Annotated in this window: 24 protein-coding genes; 6 read left to right on the top strand and 18 right to left on the bottom strand. The window is 46.9% G+C overall.

Features of this window, described 5'->3' with window-relative positions:
• Positions 1 to 62: 62 nt before the first annotated feature.
• From M2125_RS02355 to M2125_RS02335, 5 genes are all read right to left on the bottom strand, one after another.
• Positions 63 to 620, bottom strand: coding sequence for a phasin family protein (locus M2125_RS02355; RefSeq protein ID WP_076023047.1), 558 nt, complete (start codon positions 618 to 620; stop codon positions 63 to 65).
• A 278-nt stretch (positions 621 to 898) separates the two neighbouring features.
• A complete protein-coding gene (locus M2125_RS02350) occupies positions 899 to 1,402 on the bottom strand; it encodes a DUF1993 domain-containing protein (RefSeq protein ID WP_076023046.1) in 504 nt (167 codons plus the stop codon).
• A gap of 88 nt (positions 1,403 to 1,490) precedes the next feature.
• Positions 1,491 to 2,294, bottom strand: coding sequence for a tetratricopeptide repeat protein (locus M2125_RS02345; protein ID WP_076023045.1), 804 nt, complete (start codon positions 2,292 to 2,294; stop codon positions 1,491 to 1,493).
• Between the two features lie 82 nt (positions 2,295 to 2,376).
• Positions 2,377 to 5,979, bottom strand: coding sequence for a UvrD-helicase domain-containing protein (locus tag M2125_RS02340; protein ID WP_280742423.1), 3,603 nt, complete (start codon positions 5,977 to 5,979; stop codon positions 2,377 to 2,379).
• A complete protein-coding gene (locus M2125_RS02335; RefSeq protein WP_280742422.1) occupies positions 5,976 to 8,957 on the bottom strand; it encodes a PD-(D/E)XK nuclease family protein in 2,982 nt (993 codons plus the stop codon). Before M2125_RS02335 ends, M2125_RS02340 begins: the two co-directional genes overlap by 4 nt.
• Positions 8,958 to 9,089: 132 nt before the next feature.
• Between M2125_RS02335 and trxA the strand changes: the two genes are divergently transcribed.
• From trxA to M2125_RS02310, 5 genes are all read left to right on the top strand, one after another.
• Positions 9,090 to 9,416, top strand: a complete 327-nt coding sequence (gene trxA, locus M2125_RS02330; protein ID WP_076023044.1) for a thioredoxin TrxA — start codon at positions 9,090 to 9,092, stop codon at positions 9,414 to 9,416.
• A gap of 235 nt (positions 9,417 to 9,651) precedes the next feature.
• Complete coding sequence (rho, locus tag M2125_RS02325) at positions 9,652 to 10,914, top strand: transcription termination factor Rho (protein ID WP_076023043.1); 1,263 nt, start codon at positions 9,652 to 9,654, stop codon at positions 10,912 to 10,914.
• Positions 10,915 to 11,067: 153 nt separating this feature from the next.
• On the top strand, positions 11,068 to 11,415 hold the full coding sequence (locus tag M2125_RS02320; RefSeq protein WP_076023042.1) for a type B 50S ribosomal protein L31: 348 nt from the start codon (positions 11,068 to 11,070) through the stop codon (positions 11,413 to 11,415).
• Positions 11,416 to 11,507: 92 nt separating this feature from the next.
• Positions 11,508 to 13,226 (top strand): ArnT family glycosyltransferase, encoded by a 1,719-nt coding sequence (locus M2125_RS02315; protein ID WP_280742421.1) that lies wholly within the window; start codon positions 11,508 to 11,510, stop codon positions 13,224 to 13,226.
• 3 nt (positions 13,227 to 13,229) lie between these two features.
• Positions 13,230 to 14,621 (top strand): MATE family efflux transporter, encoded by a 1,392-nt coding sequence (locus tag M2125_RS02310; RefSeq protein ID WP_076023040.1) that lies wholly within the window; start codon positions 13,230 to 13,232, stop codon positions 14,619 to 14,621.
• Between the two features lie 14 nt (positions 14,622 to 14,635).
• Here M2125_RS02310 and M2125_RS02305 read toward each other — a convergent pair whose 3' ends face one another.
• The 5 genes from M2125_RS02305 to M2125_RS02285 form a co-directional block, all read right to left on the bottom strand.
• Positions 14,636 to 15,064: a hypothetical protein gene (locus tag M2125_RS02305; protein WP_076023039.1), complete on the bottom strand. Its 429-nt coding sequence runs from the start codon at positions 15,062 to 15,064 to the stop codon at positions 14,636 to 14,638.
• Positions 15,065 to 15,091: 27 nt separating this feature from the next.
• On the bottom strand, positions 15,092 to 15,502 hold the full coding sequence (locus M2125_RS02300; protein ID WP_277539920.1) for a hypothetical protein: 411 nt from the start codon (positions 15,500 to 15,502) through the stop codon (positions 15,092 to 15,094).
• 61 nt (positions 15,503 to 15,563) lie between these two features.
• Complete coding sequence (locus M2125_RS02295) at positions 15,564 to 16,577, bottom strand: Bug family tripartite tricarboxylate transporter substrate binding protein (protein ID WP_280741789.1); 1,014 nt, start codon at positions 16,575 to 16,577, stop codon at positions 15,564 to 15,566.
• Between the two features lie 17 nt (positions 16,578 to 16,594).
• Positions 16,595 to 17,158, bottom strand: coding sequence for a disulfide bond formation protein B (locus M2125_RS02290; RefSeq protein WP_076023038.1), 564 nt, complete (start codon positions 17,156 to 17,158; stop codon positions 16,595 to 16,597).
• Positions 17,155 to 17,313 carry a DUF5993 family protein gene (locus M2125_RS02285; protein ID WP_277539923.1) on the bottom strand — a complete coding sequence of 53 codons (159 nt, stop codon included), beginning with the start codon at positions 17,311 to 17,313 and terminating at the stop codon, positions 17,155 to 17,157. The genes M2125_RS02290 and M2125_RS02285 overlap by 4 nt, the downstream gene beginning before the upstream one ends.
• Positions 17,314 to 17,388: 75 nt before the next feature.
• Here M2125_RS02285 and M2125_RS02280 point away from each other — a divergent pair, with 75 nt between their 5' ends.
• Positions 17,389 to 18,180: an enoyl-CoA hydratase/isomerase family protein gene (locus M2125_RS02280; protein WP_277539925.1), complete on the top strand. Its 792-nt coding sequence runs from the start codon at positions 17,389 to 17,391 to the stop codon at positions 18,178 to 18,180.
• 1 nt (position 18,181) lies between these two features.
• Here the strand turns inward: M2125_RS02280 and M2125_RS02275 are convergent, their stop codons facing one another.
• From M2125_RS02275 to M2125_RS02240, 8 genes are all read right to left on the bottom strand, one after another.
• Positions 18,182 to 19,237: an alpha/beta fold hydrolase gene (locus tag M2125_RS02275; protein WP_277539927.1), complete on the bottom strand. Its 1,056-nt coding sequence runs from the start codon at positions 19,235 to 19,237 to the stop codon at positions 18,182 to 18,184.
• A gap of 26 nt (positions 19,238 to 19,263) precedes the next feature.
• The gene (locus M2125_RS02270) at positions 19,264 to 19,956 is read right to left on the bottom strand and encodes a fumarylacetoacetate hydrolase family protein (protein ID WP_076023035.1); all 693 of its coding nucleotides are present in this window, start codon (positions 19,954 to 19,956) and stop codon (positions 19,264 to 19,266) included.
• Between the two features lie 19 nt (positions 19,957 to 19,975).
• Positions 19,976 to 20,254, bottom strand: coding sequence for a SemiSWEET transporter (locus M2125_RS02265; RefSeq protein ID WP_076023034.1), 279 nt, complete (start codon positions 20,252 to 20,254; stop codon positions 19,976 to 19,978).
• A gap of 5 nt (positions 20,255 to 20,259) precedes the next feature.
• Positions 20,260 to 21,042: a hypothetical protein gene (locus M2125_RS02260; RefSeq protein WP_076023033.1), complete on the bottom strand. Its 783-nt coding sequence runs from the start codon at positions 21,040 to 21,042 to the stop codon at positions 20,260 to 20,262.
• 20 nt (positions 21,043 to 21,062) lie between these two features.
• Positions 21,063 to 21,875, bottom strand: coding sequence for a class II aldolase/adducin family protein (locus tag M2125_RS02255; RefSeq protein WP_158025467.1), 813 nt, complete (start codon positions 21,873 to 21,875; stop codon positions 21,063 to 21,065).
• A 67-nt stretch (positions 21,876 to 21,942) separates the two neighbouring features.
• Positions 21,943 to 22,986 carry a fumarylacetoacetate hydrolase family protein gene (locus M2125_RS02250; protein ID WP_280742420.1) on the bottom strand — a complete coding sequence of 348 codons (1,044 nt, stop codon included), beginning with the start codon at positions 22,984 to 22,986 and terminating at the stop codon, positions 21,943 to 21,945.
• Between the two features lie 110 nt (positions 22,987 to 23,096).
• Positions 23,097 to 25,010 carry a ferrous iron transporter B gene (feoB, locus tag M2125_RS02245; protein WP_280742419.1) on the bottom strand — a complete coding sequence of 638 codons (1,914 nt, stop codon included), beginning with the start codon at positions 25,008 to 25,010 and terminating at the stop codon, positions 23,097 to 23,099.
• Entirely contained in the window at positions 25,003 to 25,248 is a 246-nt protein-coding gene (locus M2125_RS02240) for a FeoA family protein (protein WP_076023030.1), read from the bottom strand. The genes feoB and M2125_RS02240 overlap by 8 nt, the downstream gene beginning before the upstream one ends.
• Between the last annotated feature and the right edge of the window lie 146 nt (positions 25,249 to 25,394).

The following is a 25,394-nucleotide window of genomic DNA, read 5'->3' as shown; positions in this document are numbered from 1 at the left end:
TCCATACAGTATATCAAGCACTATTGCATTACCCCTCCTTTAAAGCCCCTGGAGTGTGGTTTTTAGGCCTTTTTGGCTGTCCGCTTCTGGGCAGGAGCCTTGGCCAGTGCGGTCATATTCTCCACATTCTTCTCAAAAGAGCCAAAAGAGTCTGCCATGGCGGCCCGCATCAATTCAAAGTTTTGCAGGGCTGCCTTAAAGGGATCCTGAAAGGCGGAGTTAAAACCTGCCGCATCAATCGGGGCATTCTCGGTAGCCTCATTGACAAAGTGGATGAGATCTTCTTTGGATTGCTCAACCATGGTTTGGGCAATTTGCACCAACTCTTGATTGCCAGTGCCCAAGGTCTTCAGTACAGCGGTTTGATACTCCACCACCTCTTTCGCAGCATCTTGCAAGATTTGCGCGTGCACCATATCGAATACCGATTTGGGATTAGAGGTCTGCAGTAACTCAGTGACCTTCTCTTGAATGAGCGCCGTCATTTTTTGAGCAGCTTGCGAATTGAGTTTCATAATCTCTTTGGCCTTACTGGCTGCTACCGCGCCCATTGCTTTAGATGCTTCAAGCACCCTAGTTTGCTGAGCTGTCGCATTGAGATTCAATGGCTTGGATTTCATGAAGCTTCCCTTCGATTAATTAAGGCGCTAAATCGCATTGTGCAATCTTGAAATGCGAGAGGAGTAAGACTGATTCAATCTACTCCCAATTGGCAAGCCTTTTTATAGAGAAATACCACTAGACCCAAGAAAAAACCACCCGGAGGTGGTTTTTAGCAAAAGGCAAACGCCAAAATAGCGGGATCATCTAAGAAGCTATCCGATAAATAGATAGTAGCCCGGTAAAACCAGGGGCTCATCGTATCGATTAGTTCAGTGAAACGTTCCATGACTTTATTTTAAGCCCCTAAGAAATCTGACTTACCAATTTCAACGCCGTTGTGACGCAAGATGTTGTAAGCCGTCGTGACATGGAAATAGAAGTTCGGAATAACCCAAGTCAATAGATACTGCTGACCTACAAACTCGAAGTTCCACTCTTTAATGGAGAACTTAATCTCTTTGGCTTCTGAACCATCAATCTGCTCTGGCTTGATCGTATCTAAAAATGTCACCGTTTGAGCAATACGCTCTTGCAATTGCGCCAAGGTCGTTTCATTGTCGTCAAACTTCGGTGGCTCAAGACCGGCTAAACGGGCCATACCGCCTTTAGCTTGATCGCAGGCAATTTGCACCTGCTTACTCAAGGGGAACATATCAGGGAATAAACGTCCATCCACCAATACGCTCTCATTGATGTTTTTGCTAGCAGCAAAAGCCTCGCCCTTTTTAAGAAGCGCGGAAAGGTTGAGTAACATCTTTTTAATTTGCGGTGCTGATGCTTGATACATGGTTAATGACATGGATTGCTTTCTGTTGAGTTGCTGTTGGTTGGGTTACTTTGAGTTAATTGAATTAGGTTGATTGATTGGCTTCATGGCAGTGAAGTGATTACACATCACTCATAAAGTCGCCGCCGCCGCTGTCGTCCCAGGAGCTAGCACCGCCATCATCCCAGGAACTGGCATCGTTGACACCGAAGTTAGCTTGATCAGGCATTTGACCACCTACCTGATTAAAGTCGGAGTTCACATTTCCAGCATTGGGGTGTCCACCCATGAGGTGGCTGGCCAAGGCTTCGCCGGCAACCATACCAGCACCTAATGCGGCGCCGGTTGCTAAGCTACCCATCAAACCACTCCCACCCATTCCTGGATTACCAGGGTATGGACCATTGGGATAGCCTGCTCCAGGATATGCGCCTGGTGCACCAGCACTCGGGGCGTTATAGACCTGAACGGGCTGAGGGCGTTTGCGCAAGAAAAAGAAAACGCCGCCCACCAAGACGGCAATCAAAATCCAAAAGATCGGATTGCCAAAAATAGAACTTGCACCTGTTTGCATTGGCACAGAAGCGCTATGAGTAGTAAGCTGGGCTTTTAATCTCTGGACTGACTCAGGCTGCGCAAATGGCAGTCCAGGCGCGATATTTTCAGCGCGGGCAAATGCACTTCTTGCTTCATCTAACTTACCTTCCTTCAGGTAAAGCTCAGAAGCAATGTAATTGGCTTTAGCGCTATTGGGATGATTTTGCAAAACCTCCTTCATCATGGCATCGGCTTTAGCCAACTGCCCTGATTCAATGGTTTGGTAAACCTCTGGCAAGGTGGGCTCTGCCATTGCTAAACCACTACACAGCAATACGCTCGCAATAAATAGATTGACTACTGATTTAGTTAAACCATACGTCTTCATTGCAACTCCTTTAGGGGTGATTTCTGATTATCCCCACTTTGAGGGATCTTGGAATTCAATCCAATACCGACTATAGGGGGACTTAATGGGGTATTTCAAGGGTCTGGCCGATTTGCTTGATTTTGCCCTCAGCTGATATCAAAAAGGCCTTATTGGGCTTATCTGGCCGAATGCGTGCCAACTCTTTTTGGTAGTTTGCAAGCTGCGCCTGATATTTGCTGTAGCTCTCGGTATCGATATCTGGAATGGTTAACTTGTAGTCAAGAATCGCTAAACATGTATCGAACTCAACCAAGCGATCTATGCGGAAGTTTCTGCCCTTTTCATCGGCAATATCCAGCTCATTCCAGGCCTGTATCCATGGACCCGACCTGAGATAAGTTGTCAGCTCTACAGAATCCAGCACCGTCTGTGCGCGTTTTAAGACTTTTTGAGCACTGCTTTGATCAACCTCTAACCAGCTCATCACTTCTTGTTCACTTGGCATAGCAATGTCTTGCTGCGTACTACCGGAATGCGGCACCAAGAACTCCAGTAATTTATGAAAGTACACACCCTCTTCCAAGATCTCAGGGTCAGACTCTTTGACCCGATCATCATCGGCACATACCTGGGCCGTCACACCACTCTCAATATCTTTGAGCAATTGCTCGTGACTCTCGATAGCGGGCCTCCAATGAATCACAAAATCATCCACGCTGGCTAGTCTATTTGTATCTGCTGCTACTGTTTTTTCTGCTTGAGCAATTTTCCAGGTTTGTAACCCTTCTTCTACCGGCATGTCATTGGGCAGCTTATAAAGAGGGAGTTCTGCTTTAAGTGCTTTGCCGTACCAAGAGGATGGATCCAAACCATCGGGGTTCTTTTTGCTTGGCTTTTGTGCGTCACCGCTGATCCATAGACCCTGACGCGCCCGCGTCATTGCCACATACAGCAAGTTCCAGTTTTCGTTTTCACCAATTCTCTTCTCTTCATCGTTGATTTCGGTGCGAGGACTAGTCAATGTTTTATTGGTAAATAAGGAAAGATGACTTGGGCTAGCCTCCTCGGGCGCCCATTCCATGAGGACTCCGCTGTGATCAACGTAGGTATCCGTATTGTTGGAGTCAAGGACAATCACAAAAGGCGCCTCCAGCCCCTTGGCACCATGGATCGTCATCAAGCGAACGCGCTGATTCTGTTCCTCGATAGATAGCTCGCTATCTTCATCTAGCTCAACTAAATTGTCCTCGCTAGTAGTATCCACATCACCCTCATCAGGGGTTTCATCATCATCGCCACGGCGCTTGAGATTAATCTCATTAATAAAACGGCTCAGACTGGGGTATTGACCACCATCTTGATTCAAAGCCAACCCCAAGAAAGCATCTAAGTTAGCCAAGACTTGGGCTCGTGAACGCTCGTGACAAATGGCGGCGTAACGAATACGTACATCACCCTCTTGGTAAATGCGATCGAGCAAATCATGCACCGGCAAACGCTCGCTCAAGACTTGCCAATGCAGTAAAAAGCGTGCTGCTTTTTGTATTTTTTCATCTGCGCTATCTTGCAGTGCATCCCACCAAGTACGATAACGCTCGGTAGTCATCGCTATAGCCAGTTTTTGCATTTGCTGTTCTGTAAATCCAAAGATCGGACTTCTCAGAACTTGGGCTAAAGGTAAATCATGGCGCGGCGAGATGAATACCGTAAGCAAGGCAATCAGGTCATCGACCTCTAGGGTGTTTAATAAACCACCTAGACGGGAGCTGTCATAAGCCAGACCTGCATCTTGCAGGGCTTTCTCGTATTGAGACAAATAGCTGCGGCGCTTGACCAGCAACAAGAAGTCACTTGGCCTAGCCTTTCTCCAAATATCCTTACCGCCGTCTTTATCTGCAACCTGACGAGTAGCAAGCAGATGGTTAATTAAACGCCCGATCATTTTGCCCTCATGCATACGCTGAACATCCGCTACTGTCTTGCCTGGGTCGATGATCGGATCATCAAAGGCACTGCCACTACGCTGTTCATCCGATGGTTGCTCGTAAGCCACCAAAGGCAAGATATAGGCCTCGCCTACTTTTGCATAATCCTCGTGTGGCCTGCCCTCATCACCAGCAGTCCATAAAGTTTCCTGTCGCGAGTAAGGATATTTTTCAGGCAGTAACTCACTCTTAAAAATACGGTTTACCGCTTCATTGATGTCCTGCGCATTGCGCCTGGTTTTATCCTGCTCTATGTAGACAGCGTCCCACTCCCAATGGAGATAATGTTTGGCACTTGCGAAGAGTCTCGGGTCAGCACGACGGAAACGATAGATCGATTGCTTAGGATCACCCACAATAAATACTTTTGGCTTATCGTCCCCCTCGCTGTAGCCTGCCAACCAGGAGCGCAAAATTTGCCATTGCAATGGATTGGTGTCTTGAAATTCATCCACCAAGATCTGTTTATATCTGGCGTCTAAGCGCGCCTGCAAATAGGCTGCATTGGTAGAGTCAGCCATTAAAGTGCTGACCCCAATTTCTAGATCATCAAAGTCACGTACACGCATATTCTCTTTTTGCGCTTCGGCGAATGCCATCATTGATTCAGTCAGTGCAAACCAAGCTTGGTTGATAGCAAAAATATCTTGCTCTGCTTGCCATTGCAGGTATTCTTCAAAAGCATGGCCCCAAGCTTGCTTAAAGGAAATATGCTCTTCAATCCGATGAGCCATTCCTTCATTTGTTAAATAAGTTTTTAAGTCGCCCAATATCTTGTCATTGCTCTCGCGATATTTCGGATCCTTTGTCAAAAATGTATATTGAAAAATTCCAGCCACTTCCATGACTGAGCCACCGCGCTTTTTACAGACAAGTGCTGGCAAGAGATAAGGAAGCAGCTTTTGATCGTTTGTGCTGCTATTTTTCAAACAGAGAGCTAAAAATTCCAAATTTTTGAGGGCATTGGGAGCATCCCAAAGCGCAAGCAGTGGATTGGGTACATTTAATCGAAACAAGGTTTTTTTAAAGCGCTCAATCGGTGTTGAGCCCTGTTCTTTGCACTCTTTAGCAAAAAAAGTCCATGCGCCTCTTTGTTTAAAGAGGCTACCTTTGCCCATTAAGAACTTTTGGGTTTCATGTGCGCCTAGGTGCTTCAGTAGCACGTCGTAATGCGCCTTTAGTTCTTCCGTTAAATCACCCCACCAATCGCTGAGACACTCCTCCTGCAAACGCTTAGCATCTTCACGCAATCTAAATCCAGGTTGAATTCCGAGCGATACAGGAGCAGAGCCAAGCAAGCGACCAAACCAGCCATGAAAGGTATCAATCACGATTGGCTGAGGGTTGGCTAATACTTGCTCGTAGAGCGCCCTTGCTTTGGGTAAATAGACAGCAACTTGAGTGGGATCTACCCCTCGATCAATTAACTCTTTATGCAACTGCACATCATCGTCTTTTGAGAATTGCTCGAGCAAGCCATAGAGTCGATCACGCATCTCTTGGGCAGCCTTACGTGTAAAGGTCAGCGCCAGGATCTCTTGTGGCTTAACACCATCAAGCAAAAGACGAATCATGCGCGCAACCAATAACCATGTCTTGCCGCTGCCGGCACAGGCCGAAACGATAACTGATCGCTGAGGATCACAAGCTAATGCTGCTGAATATGGCAGCTTTGGCGCTGCATCGTTTGCCGCTAAGGTGTTTAACTCGGGATTCACCAGCCCCCCTTGCGGCAAACACCACGGGCTTCACAGAATTGACACACACCATCTGGTGCAAATGCTGCCATCGGTTTTTTAGCCCATAGCGCCTCCACATCTTCAGTGATCTGTGCATTAAAGCGCGCCATCTGTTCAGACAAATCTTCTACTACTTGAGCGCGTACCGCGTTTTCGTCGCCTTTACTTAAACTAGCCTTTAGTGAAACCCACTCGGCATTCACAACCTCATGACCGGCCATGCGATGATCCTCATGGCGCTGATTGGCTGCGCTAGCATAGATCAATAATTGCGGATCATCCAAGAGACGCTCAGCGCGCTTTTTGATTTTTCCAAAACTTTGATTTTTGTAATCAATCACGCTAGCTAACTTCTTATTTTCATTCTGGACATCGTAACGGTCTGCATAGCCCTCAATTCGGAGATGTTTTAGATCGCCCCCAGGCGTTTTAAATGGCAAATCAAAACCTACTTTGGCCTCACCCACCAAAAACTCCCAACCTTGGGCCTCGCGCTGGAGTTGCCAATCAATAAAACTCGGAATTTGCTTTTGCCAATCGCGCAAAGTACCCATGACACGAGCATCGCCTTCAATCAACCCCGCAAACTCTTGCTCCGAATACATCAACAAATGCTCTTGCATCCAGGCACGGCGCAACTCAATATCCCTTGTTAATGTTGGCATAGTGTGCTCTTGGGTTTTGAGCGCTTGATAAAAACGTTGCAATAAAGCATGCAAGGTTTGGCCGGCTAGAGAGGCATCAAATCCCTCGTCCAAACCTTTGGCTTTACGCAGACCCAACAAACTACGAACGTAGTAGCGATATGGGCAATCACGTAATGCCTTATATGCACTGGGACTCATCGACAGCGGTAATGGCACATCTTCTTCAAAGTGTGCAACCGACATGGCCATTGGTTTAACCGCAAACTCGTGCCTAGGTAGTGGCAGACTCATCGCCTCCCATTGAATTTGACTTTGTAGACGCTGTATCCATGCCGCCGGTCGCAGTGGCTCGCCGTTTTTACTGGTACTTTGCCAAAGAAGATCGACGTAAGAGCACGATGCAAGTAAGCCAGATAAATCACGAGCTTGCTGGACAAACTGCGATTGAATTGTGGAGGTCTTGAGCAGAGTGTTCAGCGCATCCGAGAAAAATAATGGCGGCTCTGAATACGCAGGTAATTGCTGCTCATCACAACCAACCATCACGACAGCATCAAAATCGCGTAAGCGCGTAGAGCTAAGGGGCAATACACTCAAACTGGCTTGCGCTTCTCCGCCACCCTCTTGATAGCTGGCATTTTCAAGGATCGTTCTAAGTAAACTCAGCCACTCCGCTAAACGCATCGGCACTGCTTGCTGCTCTGACTCACCCAAATCAAGCGACTCCAACACCTCCAACAATTGCTTACCAGCCGCGTCAAACTCCAAACCAATTGCCATGCCAGTAGCGGCTAAATTCTTTTGCAAAAGCTCATAAGCCTTCTTGCAATCACCCTTGATTGCTAGCCACTCATAGTGACGCTGTCGCAAAAATTGGATCAGCTGGAATAAGGCAGGATTTGGTTGGGCACTTGAGGTCTTTAAAGCATTCGCTCCAACGCCCTCTATCGCCAAATGGAAAGTTTTCCATCCAGAACCTGCTTTACTGGCAATCAAAATATCTTCAAGCTCGGCAATTAAACCAACACAGGAACCCTTTTCTCGGTTTAGGAAATGCTCGTTTTCTAAATCCAAAAATGGATTGTTCAAAAACTCTAATAAAACTTTGGTAGTTGGCCCATCTTTGGGCGATTTAATTAATTCCAGCCAACTGATTAATGCGGCGGCTGCGCGGGTGGTGGAAAGCTTCCAGCCAGTCTCATCGCGGATATTTAATACAGGACCAAACCGAGAAAGTAGTGCACGGGTTCTTCTAGCAACTAAGCGATCTTGCGCCACCAAGGCAATGTTTTTCCTGCCCGCAATCAGGTGTTGTTCAATTGCTTTTGCTGCTACCCACGCCAATTCTTCAAAGCGCTTTGCGGCAATGAGGCGCCAGTTTGTAGGGTCTGCTTTCTTATCGTTTGCTATGGCTTGAGCCCAAGCTATCTCACCGCCAATCGCTTCAGCCCAAAGACCCACTGTCTCCCAATTCATTTTGACTTCAACTACGGGTGCATAGTGCGCATATTGCCGCAAGAGTGAACTCACGATCTCTTGATCGATTGGCGTTGGGTCTGCCGTCTCAACCCAAATCAAGGGCCTAAGCTCACCGGCCCGATGAGCCTGAGCAGCCGCATCAAGGTGGGCAAACATCGCAAACTGTTTACGAAAGGCTGGATCACTTGCACTTGCAATGAAGCGCCAGAATGCTAATAAGACCTTAGCCTCCCTATCCACTACTTTACGAGATAGCTCCGGATAGACCTGGTAGATGCTCAACTCAAGCAATTCTTTGACTTGATCAATCCAAGCCTCACCGATTGCGAATTGAGCACCCTGCTCCATGAGTGCATGAATTTGTTTTTGCAAACGTGGGCTCAGGGCTTCGGATAAGGTGTTGCAAGCTTCAATAATGGCTTGCGCCAATCCCCAAGCACCCGCCTCACTCTCCGCCTTGAACCAAACTCGCAGATCCTTTTCTTTTTGGATAGCAGCAAAGACACCTAACCAACGCTCTAAATCCGTTTGCTTCTTAGGAAATCTCCAAGCGCCTGGCGCCGCCTCAAGCCAATCATTGAAACTCATCACTTGCGGTAAGAAGGCGTTTTTTGGATTCAGTTCGCCAAGTGGGGGGCGATACTTCTCCAGGGCCGATCTCACACCCATGAGAGGACCTGCGGTACTCAAGACGACCAAGGGACGCTGCCCCGTTTGCTTGGCACAATCCCAAATTCCCTTTGCCAACTGCTCCAGAGCAGAAGCATCAGGCGTAATTGCCCAGGCAATTGGGCCATCTTGCGGGGTGATTTGAGGAAATGGGGCAGACATGAGGGCTTGGGTTAGCTTGGGTTCTTTTGAGTTTATTTGAGGTAAATTTTGATTTTCAGGCAGAAAGTGTGGCTTATTGCTAATATAAGCGTTGTATTGCAATAACTAAATAAGCCTAAATAAGGAATTTTCATGAGTGCCGGCATTAAACACGTAACTGACGCCTCTTTCGAGCAGGACGTCCTCAAATCTGACAAACCTGTGTTGCTCGACTTCTGGGCGGAGTGGTGCGGTCCTTGCAAAATGATTGGCCCCATCCTAGAAGAGCTCTCTGCTGATTACGGTGACAAGCTCCAAATCGCTAAGATGAACGTTGATGAGAACCAAGGCGTACCCGCCCAATTCAATATTCGCGGCATTCCTACTCTGATTTTGTTCAAAAACGGCACGGTTGCCGCTCAAAAAGTAGGCGCCCTTGCTAAATCCCAGCTGACTGCATTTATCGATAGTCATCTGTAAATAGTCCTCGACCACAGGTTCGCCAGTTGAGCCTGTGGTTTTTTAGTGTAGTATGGCGTTAATAAGTTATTCAGCGCACTTGAAGTGCCCCAATTTCCAGTAATCTACCCCCCTTCTTTTTAGCAAAATCTCCCAAATTCTGTTTTTCCCAATCCGTCTGATTTTCTTCATGACGGCCATATCCCCAAACAAGCGTTCAGCACACCTACACCTTTAATTAATACCCGAGAACCATATGCAATTAACCGAACTCAAAGCCCTCCACGTATCCGCCCTGCTTGAAATGGCAGCCAGCTTGGAGATTGAAAATACCCAACGGATGCGCAAACAAGAATTGATGTTTGCGATTTTGAAAAAACGCGCTAAGGGCGGTGAGACTGTTTTTGGTGATGGCACATTAGAAGTATTGCCTGACGGCTTTGGTTTCTTGCGCTCTCCTGAAGCCTCTTACATGGCCTCTCCAGACGATATCTACATCTCCCCTGCGCAGATTCGCCGCTTTAACTTGCACACTGGTGACAGCGTAGAAGGTGAAGTACGTACCCCCAAAGATGGCGAGCGTTACTTTGCTTTGGTGAAAGTGGACAAGATCAACGGCTTAGCTCCAGAGGCTCTCAAGAACCGCATCATGTTCGAGAATTTAACGCCGCTGCACCCAAATCGCACTATTCATTTAGAGCGTGATATCAAAGCTGAAGAGAATTTAACTGGCCGCATCATTGACATGATCTCGCCCATTGGTTTTGGTCAGCGTGGTTTGATTGTGTCCTCACCCAAATCCGGTAAGACCGTGATGATGCAGCATATTGCCCATGCAATCTCTGCCAACAATCCAGATGCTATTTTGATTGTTCTGCTCGTGGATGAGCGCCCAGAAGAAGTTACTGAAATGCAGCGCTCGGTTCGCGGTGAAGTAGTTGCCTCAACCTTTGATGAGCCAGCCGTGCGTCACGTACAAGTTGCTGAGATGGTCATCGAAAAAGCCAAGCGCTTGGTAGAGATGGGCAAAGACGTGATTATTTTGCTCGACTCTATTACCCGTTTGGCGCGTGCCTACAACACCGTAATTCCATCATCAGGAAAAGTTCTATCAGGCGGTGTGGACTCCAATGCATTGCAACGCCCAAAACGCTTCTTCGGCGCGGCACGTAATGTTGAGGAAGGCGGCTCCCTCACGATTTTGGCAACCGCTTTGATCGAAACTGGTAGCCGTATGGATGATTTGATCTATGAGGAGTTCAAGGGAACTGGCAATATGGAAGTTCACCTAGAGCGTCGTTTGGCTGAACGCCGTGTCTACCCTGCGATTAACCTCAATAAATCCGGTACCCGCCGTGAGGAATTGCTGGTTAAAGCGGAAAACCTACAAAAAATCTGGGTTTTACGCAAATTATTGGCTGACATGGATGATATTGAAGCAATGAACTTTATCGTCGATAAGCTCAAATCAACTAAAAATAACGGTGAATTCTTCGATTTAATGCGTAAAGGCGGCTAATTTACCCTTGGGGAAGTAGCAAAAGCGCTCTTTCCCATTGATTTCATGGCATAATTTCGCCTTTAACGCTTTACTAATTTGCTTTTAACTTGGGTAAGTATTTAGCTTAATCCTTTGATTAACTTAAACGGCTGCTCGCTAATAGGACTAACAATGAAACCTGGCATTCACCCCGAATATCGTGAAATCGTCTTTGTAGACGTTTCTAATAACTTCAGCTTCAAGACTCGCTCCACCATGTCCACTAAAGAGACAATCAAGTGGGAGGATGGCAATGAATATCCATTGGCCAAGATCGAGACTTCATCTGAATCTCACCCTTTCTACACCGGTACCCAGAAGATTATGGATACAGCTGGTCGTGTTGAGAAATTCCGTCAGAAATTCGGTAGCAAGTCCGTTGCCAAGTCTACTGGTGATGGCGCTGCAAAAACTGCTGAGAAAAAAGCAGCTGCTGCAGAAGCGAAAGCTGCTGAAAAGCCAGCCAAGAAAAAGGCTTAATTTACTTAGTCACTTTGTAGGGCTTTGGGAATTCCTTTCCCTACGAGATAATCAAGGCAGCGTTTGCTGCCTTTTTTATTACTAATTCATACATGGTTAAACTCACCGCCGCCGCCACAAAATCTATTCCACGCATCATTATTTTTGCGTTGACCTTGGTCTATGGCTTTGCCGGTTTGTTTCTTCGGGATCCCTGGAAAAATGAGGATGCCATTGGTTTTGGCGCCATGTGGAATGCGCATCACGGCAATACTATTGATTGGATCGTGCCGCACTTAGCGGGACGTGATTTATCGCTGGGCCCCCCTTTACCTTATTGGATGGGCGCTACCCTCATGGACCTCTTTGGTCCTTATATTGGTGATGCCAATGCTGCACGCCTCTACTCTGCGATTTGTTTTTTTGCATCTGCATTAGCTATTTGGTATGCGACCTATCTTTTAGGTCGGCGCCAAGAAGTCCAGCCCATGGCCTTAGCGGTAGGCGGACAACCCGATCGCAAGAGTTATGGCATGACCTTGGCCGATGGCGCTCTACTCATCTTTTTGGCTTGCGTAGGCTTAGCGCAACGTACTCATGAGACAACACCAATGATGGCGCAACTCATGGGGCTCTCCATTGTCTTGTATGGCACCGTGCGCGGCTTAGATAAGCCCTGGCAAGGTGGTTTGTGGACAGGTCTTGGCATTCTGATTGTTGCACTCTCGAGCAACCTCACTCTATCGCTGATCGTAGTGAGCTCTACTATCGTGGCAGTGATTGCCAGCAATGCCAAACTACGCTTTCGGTGGACATTGACTAGCACTGTCTTTGGCTTAATTGGTTTTGCAGTTTGGCCAGCGCTTTGGCATTACTTCAATCTCACTCCTGAATGGCGCCACATTGCACAAGCAGGTTGGCGCAACATGCCTGCGATGCAAGCAAGCCCATCGATTGAGTCGCTTGCCTTCTTTAGCGTGAACTTTTGGGCCTATGCTTGGCCCGTTTGGCCTTTAGCAGCGATCTCTCTAGCCCACTGGGGTCAGACTAGGGAGGCGGGTGGTTGGCGCGCCCCCCATCTATGCATTCCATTGAGTCTATTTATTGGCGGCTTGATTTATGTACTCTTCCGTCTCGAGGCGAATGAACATGATCTGATTATTTTGATTCCCAGTTTATCGATTATTGCTGCCTTCAGCTTGCCGATCTTAAAGCGCAGCCTCATCAGCTTTATAGACTGGTTTGCGATGTTCAGTTTTACCTTGATTGCAATTGCAATTTGGGTGATTTGGTTGGCTAAGGTAACGGGCTTTCCAGAATCGACTGCTGCCAATATGGAGCGTTTATTGCCAGGCTTCCAAGGGCAGTTTCATTGGCGCAGTTTTGTGGTGGCAAGCATCATTACTGGAATTTGGTTAGCAGTCGTGCGCTGGAGAACCTCACGCGCCCCTAAGGAAATTTGGCGCTGCCTGATCATCTCTGCCTCTGGTACAACCTTGATGTGGGTTCTATTGATGACGCTGTGGTTACCAACGATTAACTACGCAAAAACCTATCGCTATGTTGCGCAGCGACTAGCTTATGTGAGCTCCAAACATGCTGGTTGTATTGATAGCAGCAATATTGGACTAGCCCAACTCGCATCCTTTGATTACTTCACCAACTTACCTTTGCGCGATGATCCGAGTTGCCCATGGGTACTGACACACAATCAATCGGATGCTAAAGCCTACGCTAGCCTGAACAACAAGAAACTCATTTTGCTTTGGGAAGATCGTCGAGCAGCAGACCGAGATGAGCGACTCAGACTATATCAAGTGCGTCCGGAATAAGTCGTGCTGCACTTTAAGCTCTCGCGTTTACGCGAAGATATCCCCGCCCTTCTCAAATTAGCCGCCCCCTTATTAGTCGGACAATTAGCAGTAATTGCATTCGGTGTACTCGATACCGCTATGACCGCACGCTATTCCGCAGATGATCTTGCCGCTCTTGCCATGGCATCCGCTATCTTTATTAGCATTTATGTTGGGCTTACTGGAGTGATATCGGCATTAGCACCCATAGCAGGGCAACTTTTTGGAGCCAAGCGCTTTGATGAAATTGGTGAAGAGGTACGTCAGGCAGGCTGGCTAGCGATCGGACTGACTTTGCTCGGATGCCTCATTCTGACTAATGCAGAGCAAATTCTGAAGATTTCACATATGACTGCCGACATTGAAGGCAAGGCTCGCTTCTACCTCAACATCTTGGCATACGGCTTACCTGCCAGCATGGGCATGCGCATTCTGATGGCGCTTCACAATGCCGTATCTCGCCCAGCTGTGATTACTGTTGTACAACTGATTGGACTGGGATTAAAGCTCCCCCTCAATTTATTATTTATCTATGGCGGCTTTGGAATTGCTGCAATGGGCGGTCCAGGCTGTGCTGTCGCGACCATCATCGTCAATTGGTTTTGGCTCATCATTACCCTCAGCTTTGTATTACTTGATCGCTTCTATCAGCCCTTCCAAATCTTCAGCCGCTTTAGCATGCCTGATTGGCATCGCATTTGGACCCTTCTTAAGCTAGGCACGCCAATTGGTTTTAGTTACTTGATCGAAGTTACTTCATTCACCTTCATGTCTTTATTTATCGCTAGGCTTGGGACAACTGCCTTAGCAGGACACCAGATCATTGCCAATATGGGAACCGTCATCTACATGGTGCCCCTCTCACTTTCGATAGCAACGATGACGCTGGTATCTCAATCGATTGGCGCCAACCAGCAAGAGCGTGCGGAGGAGATTGGTTGGTCTGCGGTTTTCTTTACCACCTGCCTGTGTGTCTTCATTGGTTGTGCAGTGTGGTTCTCGAAGTTTGCACTGCTAGATTTGTATGATCCCCCGGCGGCTGTGAAGGTATTTTCGGTGCCGCTCTTTTTCTTCATCGCCTTTTATCAAGTGTTTGATGCTTTGCAGGTCACCGCAGCTTTTATTCTGCGAGCCTATCGAATTGCCTTTTGGCCGATGATCATTTATGCAGGCTCCCTGTGGGGTGTTGGCCTCGTGGGAGGTTATTTATTGGGCTTTAATGTGTTTGGCAATACGCCGCAATTTTTACAAGGTGCCAGCGGCTTTTGGGCTGCTAACAGTATTAGCCTCGGTCTTGCAGCTACCCTCTTGCTGTATCTCTTTAGAAGAACGGCTGCGCGCTTTGAAGCTACGCATCCGCCCATTCAGGTTTAAATTCTTCTAAAAAATTAATTACCTTTGTAACTGGGTACTTGATTCCCCTTAGCATACATACACTGCTGATAAGCAATGTTGTACTGTCCTTGTGCCTGGTTTTCCTTACCGGAAGCATTGATCGCACCTAAACCAGCTCCCCCTAAGAGTCCAACACCTGCACCAGTACCGACGTTGGTATGACTACCCCCACCAATCACAGCGCCAGCAGCCGCACCTAAGGCAGCGCCAACCAGTGCACTAGTGGCACCATCTTTTAAAGCGGCATTCGAGGTGTCCTTAACCGCATTTGCAGCGAACTCACGGCATTGCTGATCTTCTTGCTGGAATACCTCAAATGGCTTGCCTTGACGAGGCATAACGGCAACCGTTGGACCAGTTGGGGCAGATACACATGCTGCCAAGACACTAATTAATCCTGCCGATAAGATGACACGCTTCATTTTTAAATCCTATAAAAACACAAAAAATTAATTACTTGGTGGTGGCCCAGATTGGTTCGCTGGCGGCAATGCCGGCTGAATTTTCCAGGTACCAGCACAGGATTCTACATAAGGATAGTATTTCCCACTTTCAGCGCAGTAATACCATACAGATGGTTGTGGTTGTGAAGCCAATACCACTGGCTGAGGAGGCGCCATATAAACAGGGGGTGCTGCATACACTACAGGTGGGGCATATCCCACTACAGGATATGGGTAGCCACCATAGTAACCGGCTGGTCGCCAAGGGCCGCCATAAGGGCCTGGATACCAGCCGCCGCCACCTACCGAAACATTCCAACCTACATAAGGCCCTGCAAATGCCGCACTTGGCAGCAGGCTAGCTAAGGATCCACATAAGATCCAAAATAAGGGGATGATTTTCTTCATATTCTTCATTGACCGTTCCTTATCCATTAGACTCCTTTTGCCACATAAATACTTACGGCTTGTGGTAATTTTAATCCGCTTTAATCCTTGTCTTGTGCACTACCTTACCCCACTTGAGCGCCTCAGACTCAATCAATTTTGACAAACTCTCAGGGCTTCCTGGGGCTGGATCCAAACCATTCGCTAAAAGTTTACTGCGAACTTCTGGATCATTGAAGGCTTGCCTTGTAAGCTCATTTAAGCGCTTTTGGAGCGGTAATCCCAGATGCGCTGGAGCCATTAAGGAAAACCAAGAGACCGCCTCAAACCCTGGCAGGCCTTGCTCTGCTAGCGTAGGAATTTCTGGGGCAGAGCGTGAACGTTTTAAGGTCGTTACGCCCAGCGCCTTAATGTCTCCAGAGCGAATTAAAGGTAAGGCTGAAGATAGGTTATCAAACAGCATGGATATGCGACCACTCAGTAAATCCGGCAGTGATTGCGCGCGTCCCTTATAAGGAATGTGACGTATCTCGATTCCAATCATCTCCTTCAATAACTCACCTGACATATGCAGTGAGGTGCCCACACCAGAAGAACCAAATGTCAGTTGATTGGGTTTAGCTTTAGCCAATTCAATGAGCTCTTGTAGATTACTTACCCCGAGCTGTTTATTGACCACCAATACATTAGGTGTGCTTGCCAAAAAACTAATTGGCGTGAAATCCTTCACTGGATCAAAAGAGATCTTTTCGTAGAGAGCTCCATTAATCGCGTGTATACCGACGGTACCAATTAACAAGGTATAACCATCAGGCTCACTTTTGGCCACTAGATCTGCCCCAATATTCCCACCAAATCCAGGTCGATTCTCAACCAAGACAGGAACGCCCAGTGCTTGCTGCCAATGTTGAGCTAAGACACGAGCCAAGATATCTGGTGCTCCACCTGGGGTAAAACTGACAATCACTTTAATAGGCTGTTTGGGCCAAGCTTTTAGGGGGTTGTTTGCGCTCTGGGCTTGGGCACAAAGACAATGTGCGAGATTGATAAGGATGATGCATGCAGCTGCAAGGAAGATCCTCGCTGCCTTAGGATATTGCAGCATGAGCAAAAAAGGTGGTATTAAAAACCGAAGCGAGTTCGCAATGCAATCAAGCCATCATAAGCAATGGGATTATCTGCACAAGGACCCATGCCACACTCTAAGAGGGTAGAAAGCAGATTGGCAAAAACAAGCAGCATGAAAATCAAAATCAGCGCATTGGCAAACCAAGAGCGTGAACGCACTTCACGATTAGGCAACATTAACAAAATCGCTTGGCCACCTAGAAGACCCAAGGCACCAATGAATCCCCAGGTATAGAAATGCAAGCCCAAAAAAGGACTTCCATAGCCAGGGTCGCCAGGAGCAATATGCAAGAGGATCTGGCGCAAGGAAACCATCATGCCAACCAAGCCACCAAATATCCCCCACCCATAGTGAGCAGAGTGTGCGCCACAACGAATATTTAAAGCAATCGCGCTTCCTATCACGACAAAACCAACTCGTTGTAAAAGGCATAGCGGGCAAGGTAGTTCACCAAAATAAAACTGATCTACGAATGCATAAGAAAGAACACCAATAATTGCCAGCAAGCAGAGTTGGTTGCCTAGGGCTGCAAGCGAGGGGAAGGAATGTTTGCTCACAGGCTAATATTCAAGTGATCAGTAGCGTGGAAATGGAACCAGTACATCAGAATTGCAACGGTAATGGCCACTGCAGTTAAAGCGGGCAGGCGTTTCTCAAACCAGACAAAGACCAGTCCGATAAAGGCTGTCAGGAAAGGGAGGAACATATACATAAGGGAATTCTATATCAGGATGTGGGGATAAGCCAGAAAGACAGTTTTGAGGGTGCTTTTGTATAGAATGGGCCCATGAATACCACCCCTAATAGCACTCATAATGCACCCTGTCTTCAACTAGAGGTAACCGGGGTGATGGCTCGCATTACCTTTAATAATCCCTCGGCACGCAATGCATTGACCTGGCCAATGTACGAGCAATTGAAGGCCATTTGCGATCAGCTTACAAAAATGCCGGAAATACGCGTTGCCATCTTGAGGGGCGCTGGTAATCACGCTTTTGTATCCGGTAGCGACATACAGCAATTTGTCGACCTGAAAAAGAATGTTGCCTACGAAGAAGCAGTTGATCATATTTTTCGCGCTTTTCAACACCTCCCCTTTCCAACGATTGCTCTCATCGAGGGGGTTGCAACGGGTAGCGGACTTTTAATTGCCACGGCATGTGATTTTAGAATTTCAACGCCGGAAGCCCGCTTCGGTATTCCAGTCGCGAAGACTTTAGGAAATTGTCTATCAGCAAGCAATCTTTCTTGGCTCAGTGCCCATCTGGGTGTTCCAATGATCAAGAGAATGTTGCTCACTGCCGAATTAATCAAGGCACCTGAATTACTAGCCTCAGGCTTCCTATATCAAATTGCTTCGGCTGAAGAAATCACTCAGGCGGGAGATGCACTAGCAGCCAAAATGACCGCTCTCGCCCCTTTGACGCAAAAATCTACCAAAATTGTTTTGGCCCAATTGATTGAAAGCAATTTGCCAGACTGTGCTGCCATCATGCGAGAGACGTATAACAGTTCAGACTTTAAAGAAGGCGTGAAGTCCTTCCTAGAAGGAAGGCCTGCGCAATGGCAAGGAAAATAAGTTAAGAGCGCCCGTTTAAAAACTGCAGAACAATCTGGTTAAAGTAATCTGGGGTCTCAATATGAGGAACGTGGCCGATATTCTCAATCGGTACTAGTTTGGCATTTGGAATTGCTACTGCCGCTTTGCGACCAAGCTCTGGGAAATTACCAAGCGCTTTAATTGCTTGGGGTGGAGCAAAACGGCGCCCAAATACGGTCTTATCTTTTTGACCGATAACCAGCAGAACCGGCATCTTGAGATTAGGTAAATCACCGACTACTGGCTGGCGATCAATCATTTGATACGTTAAAACGGATGCCTTGGCATAGGCAGGATAATCAGCCCCTTTTTGTACGCGCACATACACTTCTATAAAGCGCTCGTACTCAGGTTTCCATGTTGGGAAGTAGCTTTGCAAAAAGCGTCGGTAACTCATCTCAGTCTGAGCCATCTCTAATTTTAAAAGATTGGCATTGGTTTGCGGAGGAATATCTTTACTGTAATCCTCCAAGCCCAGGGGATTTTCAAGAACCAATTTTTCCACCATACTCGGATAGAGAATAGAAAACCGTACGCCCAACATTCCACCCATTGAGTTAGCGATCACATTGACGCGTTTAATTTTTAAATAGGTGAGCAATGCCTTAGTGTTGGCAGCTAACTCATCAAAATGGTAGTCCACATCGGGCTTAGATGATTTACCAAAGCCAATTTGATCGGGTGCAATCACACGGTAACCGGCTTGCGTTAAAGCAGCAATAGTTTGCGCCCAATAATCGCTCGAGAAATTTTTCCCATGAAATAAAACCACGACACCCTTCTGCTCTCCCTGGGCCGCTTGATCCATGTACACCATGCTGACCGCTTGACCCTGGAGCTGCGTCTTAAATTCATGCGTTGGGTAAGGATAGGGCCAAGTGCTTAAGCCCAGATCCAAGGGGGCTGCCTGCTCAAAAAGATTGTGGCTTGGGCTTTGAAGCTGCGCCTGAGAATTCGATGCAGTACTGTTCGCACAAGAGGACAGAAGAACGCCTCCTCCAAGACTGATTGCAAACAATATAAACAGCTTAAGCATATGCACTTTCTTGTGAAATAACCGAGTTAAATAATCGTCAATTTGAGAGGGGTCAAGTCCTCAACCAAACCTTCCAAAACATCACCTTTTTTAATTGGCCCAACACCTGCTGGTGTACCAGAGAAAATGAGGTCGCCAGCTTCCAATGTAAATAAAGTCGAAAGATAGGCAATCGTATCAGGTACATTCCAGATCAATTGATTGAGATCACCAGACTGACGTACTTCACCGTTCACCATGAGCTGCACAGAGCCATGCGTGGGGTGACCATAGATTGCGGCTGGCGTAATTGCAGCGCAAGGAGCAGATTGATCAAAGGCTTTACCAGTATCCCAAGGGCGACCCATTTTTTTGGCCTCCCCTTGCAGATCACGACGCGTCATATCTAGTCCTACCGCATAACCATAGATATGCTCAAGGGCTTTATCGGCAGGAATATTTGCTCCACCTTGAGAGATAGCAACTACCATCTCAATTTCATGATGCACGTCATTAGACAGATCTGGATAAGTCATATTGTTGCCGTCAGCAACAATCGAACTAGCTGGCTTCATGAAAAAGAAAGGTGGCTCACGATCCGGATCATGGCCCATCTCACGGGCATGGTCAGCGTAATTTCTGCCAACACAAAAAATTCGATTAACAGCAAATCGACGAGTCTCTCCCACAACGGGTAAAGAAACAATGGCTGGAGGATCAATCACGTAAGTTGAATTCATTTACAGTCCTTTGCTGAGATTACTTGGGTTTAGAGATGTTGCTCAATTTCAAAAATAAGATGCTTAATGCCAATGCAAAAGTGAGGGCATTGGCCAGAATCAGTGGCCACTTTTCAATAATCAAGCCGTATACCAACCATAAACCTACACCGGCAGTAAATAGACTATACATACCAAGAGAAATGCCTGAGAGATCCCTGGTGCACCAAGACTGTAGCGCTTGTGGCACAAATGCAATGGTAGTTAAAAAAGCGGCGCAGTAACCAATCAGCTCTACATGATGTGCCTCTAAGACCATGATGGTTATGGCAATGGAATAGAGAGAATAGCCATAACCGTTAAGGTATCGCTGCTATTGGTAAATCCTTTGCCTATACCCGCTTGGAATGGTAATGGACCACCATCGCAATAGACTTTGAGAAAAACCAATTGCTGGGTATTTGGATAGGAAATCGGGCCCGAGCCAATTTGGTTGTAGTTCGAATAGAACTCAGTTCCCACAGACCAATCTGGAGCAACTTCCCTAGAGATCCTAATTGCTGTATTGAAGTCCGGGCCTTGATGAACATATGGCTGAGATAACTGTTGGTCAAAAATCGGATTGATCACAAACAACCACTCATCAATATGCTTGCCCAAAATAAAGCGCGCCTCTGAGTTATAACGAGATTGCTCATACTGAGGCAGCGTATTAGAAAGCTCAATATTGACACCAGCAAACACGGGGTCGCCCTTCTCTTCGTGATAAGGCAACCACTTCATCCGCACCTTAGCGCCAGCATAATTCCAAGTGCTATTGTTCACCACCGAGTTGATATACAAGCCCGCTTCAAGATCATGACCAAGACCATAGGCATATTCCGGGGTAATGCGGGTATTGTTATTGTTCATGACCTCGCCAGGGTAGCTGGGAGTCTTAACACCTCTTGGGGTGTTATTCAAATGCAACTCGAGGCTCTGCTCTCCCTTGGCATTGATTTCATCGTCATAGACCTGAATTTCATCTTGCAGAACTGCCTGACTGATTGATGGTATTACCACCAAAAAGGCAATCAGAAATAATCTAAGGAGTAGGCGGGCTTGCATCGGCAAGAGTTTAACAATGATTAGGGTTTTTTGACTTGCTCACTCCAAAGTTGCCAAGGGCGCCCTATGGTTTTCTCAATGGTCTCTTGTGCCGCTAGAGCCTCGCCAGGGCTGAGGTACTGAACTGTACCCATCTTCATCGCTTCGGACTGGATGCTCGCATTCTGGATGGCATAAATACTACGGAAGACAACCTTCTTGATTGAATCTGCTCCTGCTGCATAACCATGACCTCGCATTAAGACAAAATACTGTAATCCTAATGTGCTAGCCAAAGCATCGCCTAGGTCGGGGTTCCCAACAAACATATCTGAGTCTGGGGTCGGCTTTGCAAAATGACGGATCTCAAACAATGGGGCGCCCTCACCCAAAAAAGCACTCATGTGGTAGACCGGCTTCAGAGTTGTACCGGTTAGGCCAAAAGGTAGCAGTGCAGAAGCATGGCCATGCACCACTGAATTAATATCAGGCCGATTGCGCAAAATGCCACTATGAATAAATCGTTCACCGTATGCAGTGCGAGCATCTCCATTAAGGGGGCGTCCATTCATATCAAATTCCATAATGTCTTCGACCTGGACAACCGAAGGTGCAATGCTACGAGATAAGAAAAAAGTATTTGGGTTGCTTGGATTGCGAACGCTGATGTGCCCATAGCCGTCGACCGCATTTTGCTGATACAAAATATGATTGGCTAACACAAGTTCTTCAACTGCGAGCTTCACCGCTGGAAACTGATCCATCTGCTCTTGCACTGTAGCCGCATTGCTGATGGTCGCCACCAAACATGCAAAACCAAAGAAAAGATTTCTTAATAAGGTATTTCTACTCACTCGATATTCCTCGGTTTTAAATAAATAAGCCACCCAAAGGTGGCTGACCCAAAAGTGAAATGAAGACTTAGCCCAAGGTGAATTTAAGCTCACCCAGTTTCTCAACATAACTGACTACCTTATCGCCCTTTTTCAGCCAAACTTGCCTGTCTTTTGGCATGCCCAAAATCACACCTTGTGGGGTGCCTGTAAAGACAATGTCCCCTGGCTCTAAGGCCCAATACTTACTGATGTAAGAAAGCATATGTTGGGTATTGTGGATAAAGTCAGATGTATTCGAGTTTTGACGCATCTCGCCATTGACCCAAGTCTGAATCTTCAGGTTATTGGGGTCACCCACCAAATCGCTAGTAACAAAATAAGGCCCAATGGGTGCGTACTGGTCTAAAGTTTTACCAATCATCCACTGACCGCTTGGAAGCTCTAGCTGCAGATCGCGTGATGAAAAATCATTTGAAGTGCAATACCCCGCCACATAGTTCAAGGCTTCCGCCTCTGGAACATTACGCATGCGCTTACCAACCACAATTAATAGCTCAGTTTCATAATCAAGCTTATAAGAAATCTCCGGTGGCGGGATTTCTAAGACACAGTTATGGGCAGCCAAACTATTGTTGTACTTATTAAAGAGTGGCGGCACTGCTGGACGCGCCATACCAACTTCATCAGCATGCTGGCGATAGTTCAAGCCTACGCAAATAATTTTTCCTGGATTCTTAAAGAGACGGCCATACGTAATCTTGGACTCATCCAAATAAGGTACGCCAGATTTATCAGCGCTCGCCACCACCTTATTAAATCCGGCTGCATTACCTTCTTGAAGCAATTGATCGAGCGTCAAAGGCGCTGAAATTTTCATTTTCTTTGCCACGGCACGAACATCAATGACGCCCTTAGGAGTCACAACTCCGAGGGTCTCAGTGCCGTCGGGATTTTTAATGGAAAGAATTTTGCTGTTTTTAACCATCTCATGTGGACCACTGTAAATATCCCCGCCCCACACTGAAGTTGGATGTGCGGATGCCTCTTGCATCACACCCATTGCAGAAGCTGCTACGAGACCAGCACCGGATGCAGAAACGGTTTTAATAAATTGACGACGTGAACCCATTATTACTATCTCCTAATATTGTTTTATATTTTTAGACTACTTTTGAGATAGTACTGCACTTGAAAATGTTGCGCTAGAAAAAACAGATCCAGAGAATCACCCAGGGGGGGTTAGCCCAAACCAAATGCTAGCGCCACATGATAGGTGATAAAGGATGCCAAATAAGCCAAAAAGAATAGGTAGCCGAGCATAATCACAGGTATTTTCCAGCCTCCTGTTTCCCGCTTAACGGCTGCAATAGTAGACAAGCATTGTGGTGCAAACACAAACCAAGCCAGCAAGGAAAGTGCGGTTGCTAAGGACCATCCGCTAGAAATGAGAGGAATCAAAGCATCGGCCGCATCCGCACTCGAGCTTGATAAGGCATAAACAGTTGCAAGCGAGCTCACAACCACTTCACGCGCTGCCATTCCGGGCACCAAGGCAATACTGATCTGCCAATTAAAGCCAATAGGCGCAAAGATATGAGCCAAGCCGGCACCCATCATGCCCGCAAGACTATATTGAATCGGAGAACCCGTAGCACCCTCAGGCGGCAAAGGAAAGCTCGATAAAGCCCATAAAGAAATGGTCATGACCAGAATGATTCCACCCACCCGACGCAAAAATATTTCTGCACGCTGCCACAAGCTGATCGCTAAATTGCCTAGGCGCGGCAGATGGTAGCTAGGCAACTCCATCATCAAGGCATTCATCCTAAATTGCTCACTTGTAAAACGGTTGAGAATCCATGCAACTGCCATGGCTCCAAAAATGCCAGCAAGATAAAGCATGAACAACACTAGGCCCTGCAAATCAATGCCAGCCCAAAGCTTTCTATCGGGGATGAATGCCGAAATCAATAAAGCGTAAACGGGCAAACGCGCTGAACAGGTCATCATGGGTGCAATTAAAATGGTCACCAAACGATCGCGTGCATTAGAAATACTTCTGGTAGCCATAATTCCAGGAATGGCACAGGCAAAGCTCGATAAGAGTGGGATAAATGATCGACCCGAGAGACCTACTGAGCCCATCACTCGATCAAGCAAATATGCGGCGCGTGGCAAGTAACCCGATTCTTCAAGCAACAAGATAAAGAAAAATAGAATCAAAATTTGCGGCAAGAATATGACTACCCCGCCTAAGCCTGCCAAAATACCGTTGATCAACAAGCTCCGAAACCAATTATTCGGCAATAAAGCACTTAACTCTCCCCCAAGATACTCAACGGATGATTTAATCAGCTCCATTGGTAAGTTGGCCCAACTAAAAACCGCCTGGAATATGAAAAATAAGAGTACGGCCAAAATAATGGGGCCGATGATTGGATGCAATAGAACAGAGTCCAAGCGGTCACTAAAACGATCGGGAATTACCTGATCCAAATTCAAATTACGCAGAATTTTTTGAACCGAGACATTATCCGTCTCCGCATGCGCAATGTGCTCCCCGATCTTTTCTTGATCCAAATCAGTCACGCCTGAATGAAGGCTATGCAAATTGCGCCAATCCAATTCATTGAGATAGCGCTTAATATCATCCGCGCCATTTGCTTGAATACCGATACTAGTCAAGACCGGCAAACCAAGCTCTCTTGACAATGCAGTAGTATCAATTTCCAAGCCCTGTCGTTTAGCAATATCAAGCATATTCAGAACGACGACACAAGGAATCCCCAGACGTTTAGCAGCCAAAACAAGTCGTAAGTTTCTGCGCAAGTTCATTGCACTCAAAACGCAAATCACTAAGTTCGGTTTTTTCTCGCCCTCCGCTCTACCCATAAGGACATTGCAGGTCACGCGCTCATCTAAGGACCGGGGATACAGACTGTAGGCTCCGGGCAAGTCCAAAACGCGCAGCACTTTTCCTGAGGCAAGCGTCAGGCGGCCTTCTTTACGCTCAACGGTGACACCAGAGTAATTGGCAACCTTCTGCCGACTGCCGGTGAGTAAATTAAATAAGGCTGTTTTCCCACAGTTTGGATTACCCAGCAGGGCAACCAAAGGCTCGCTTGGAAAAAAGTGGATGGTTGATTCAGGCATTTGGAATAGATTCCACTGCGATCATACTTGCTTCAGACTGACGCAATGCAAAAGTAGACGCACCAACACGAACCATGTAAGGGCCTTTACCCAAAAAACCTTTGCGTAGTAATGTGACCTGTTCTCCTGGCAAAAAACCAATATCTTCAAGCTGCCCCTTTAATTGAGGGGCACCCTTAGGGGCATGAATCCCGCTAACACGGTATAAATTGCCTAATTGGACTTGATCCAAGTTCATGGAAAGCGGTCACTTTTTAATTTAATAAGAACGATTCTCATTATATACCCCCTATTTAAGGGAAAAATTGGGTATGGCTATGTCGACTCGCCCATAGCTTTCTGATATGGTGCTGTCAATAACAACACCTATTTGCGATGTGAGAT

The organism is Polynucleobacter sphagniphilus (genome assembly GCF_029892205.1).
Lineage (GTDB): Bacteria > Pseudomonadota > Gammaproteobacteria > Burkholderiales > Burkholderiaceae > Polynucleobacter > Polynucleobacter sphagniphilus.
Note: the sequence above shows the minus strand (reverse complement) of the source record. Positions and strands in the feature narration are given on the sequence as shown.

Excerpts from the sequence above, each read along its gene's own strand:
- M2125_RS02355 (WP_076023047.1), bottom strand. The coding sequence starts at position 620 with ATGAAATCCAAGCCATTGAATCTCAATGCGACAGCTCAGCAAACTAGG.
- M2125_RS02350 (WP_076023046.1), bottom strand. The coding sequence starts at position 1,402 with ATGTCATTAACCATGTATCAAGCATCAGCACCGCAAATTAAAAAGATG.
- M2125_RS02345 (WP_076023045.1), bottom strand. The coding sequence starts at position 2,294 with ATGAAGACGTATGGTTTAACTAAATCAGTAGTCAATCTATTTATTGCG.
- M2125_RS02335 (WP_280742422.1), bottom strand. The coding sequence starts at position 8,957 with ATGTCTGCCCCATTTCCTCAAATCACCCCGCAAGATGGCCCAATTGCC.
- trxA (WP_076023044.1), top strand. The coding sequence starts at position 9,090 with ATGAGTGCCGGCATTAAACACGTAACTGACGCCTCTTTCGAGCAGGAC.
- rho (WP_076023043.1), top strand. The coding sequence starts at position 9,652 with ATGCAATTAACCGAACTCAAAGCCCTCCACGTATCCGCCCTGCTTGAA.
- M2125_RS02320 (WP_076023042.1), top strand. The coding sequence starts at position 11,068 with ATGAAACCTGGCATTCACCCCGAATATCGTGAAATCGTCTTTGTAGAC.
- M2125_RS02315 (WP_280742421.1), top strand. The coding sequence starts at position 11,508 with ATGGTTAAACTCACCGCCGCCGCCACAAAATCTATTCCACGCATCATT.
- M2125_RS02305 (WP_076023039.1), bottom strand. The coding sequence starts at position 15,064 with ATGAAGCGTGTCATCTTATCGGCAGGATTAATTAGTGTCTTGGCAGCA.
- M2125_RS02300 (WP_277539920.1), bottom strand. The coding sequence starts at position 15,502 with ATGAAGAATATGAAGAAAATCATCCCCTTATTTTGGATCTTATGTGGA.
- M2125_RS02295 (WP_280741789.1), bottom strand. The coding sequence starts at position 16,577 with ATGCTGCAATATCCTAAGGCAGCGAGGATCTTCCTTGCAGCTGCATGC.
- M2125_RS02285 (WP_277539923.1), bottom strand. The coding sequence starts at position 17,313 with ATGTATATGTTCCTCCCTTTCCTGACAGCCTTTATCGGACTGGTCTTT.
- M2125_RS02280 (WP_277539925.1), top strand. The coding sequence starts at position 17,389 with ATGAATACCACCCCTAATAGCACTCATAATGCACCCTGTCTTCAACTA.
- M2125_RS02275 (WP_277539927.1), bottom strand. The coding sequence starts at position 19,237 with ATGCTTAAGCTGTTTATATTGTTTGCAATCAGTCTTGGAGGAGGCGTT.
- M2125_RS02270 (WP_076023035.1), bottom strand. The coding sequence starts at position 19,956 with ATGAATTCAACTTACGTGATTGATCCTCCAGCCATTGTTTCTTTACCC.
- M2125_RS02265 (WP_076023034.1), bottom strand. The coding sequence starts at position 20,254 with ATGGTCTTAGAGGCACATCATGTAGAGCTGATTGGTTACTGCGCCGCT.
- M2125_RS02260 (WP_076023033.1), bottom strand. The coding sequence starts at position 21,042 with ATGCAAGCCCGCCTACTCCTTAGATTATTTCTGATTGCCTTTTTGGTG.
- M2125_RS02250 (WP_280742420.1), bottom strand. The coding sequence starts at position 22,986 with ATGGGTTCACGTCGTCAATTTATTAAAACCGTTTCTGCATCCGGTGCT.
- feoB (WP_280742419.1), bottom strand. The coding sequence starts at position 25,010 with ATGCCTGAATCAACCATCCACTTTTTTCCAAGCGAGCCTTTGGTTGCC.
- M2125_RS02240 (WP_076023030.1), bottom strand. The coding sequence starts at position 25,248 with ATGAACTTGGATCAAGTCCAATTAGGCAATTTATACCGTGTTAGCGGG.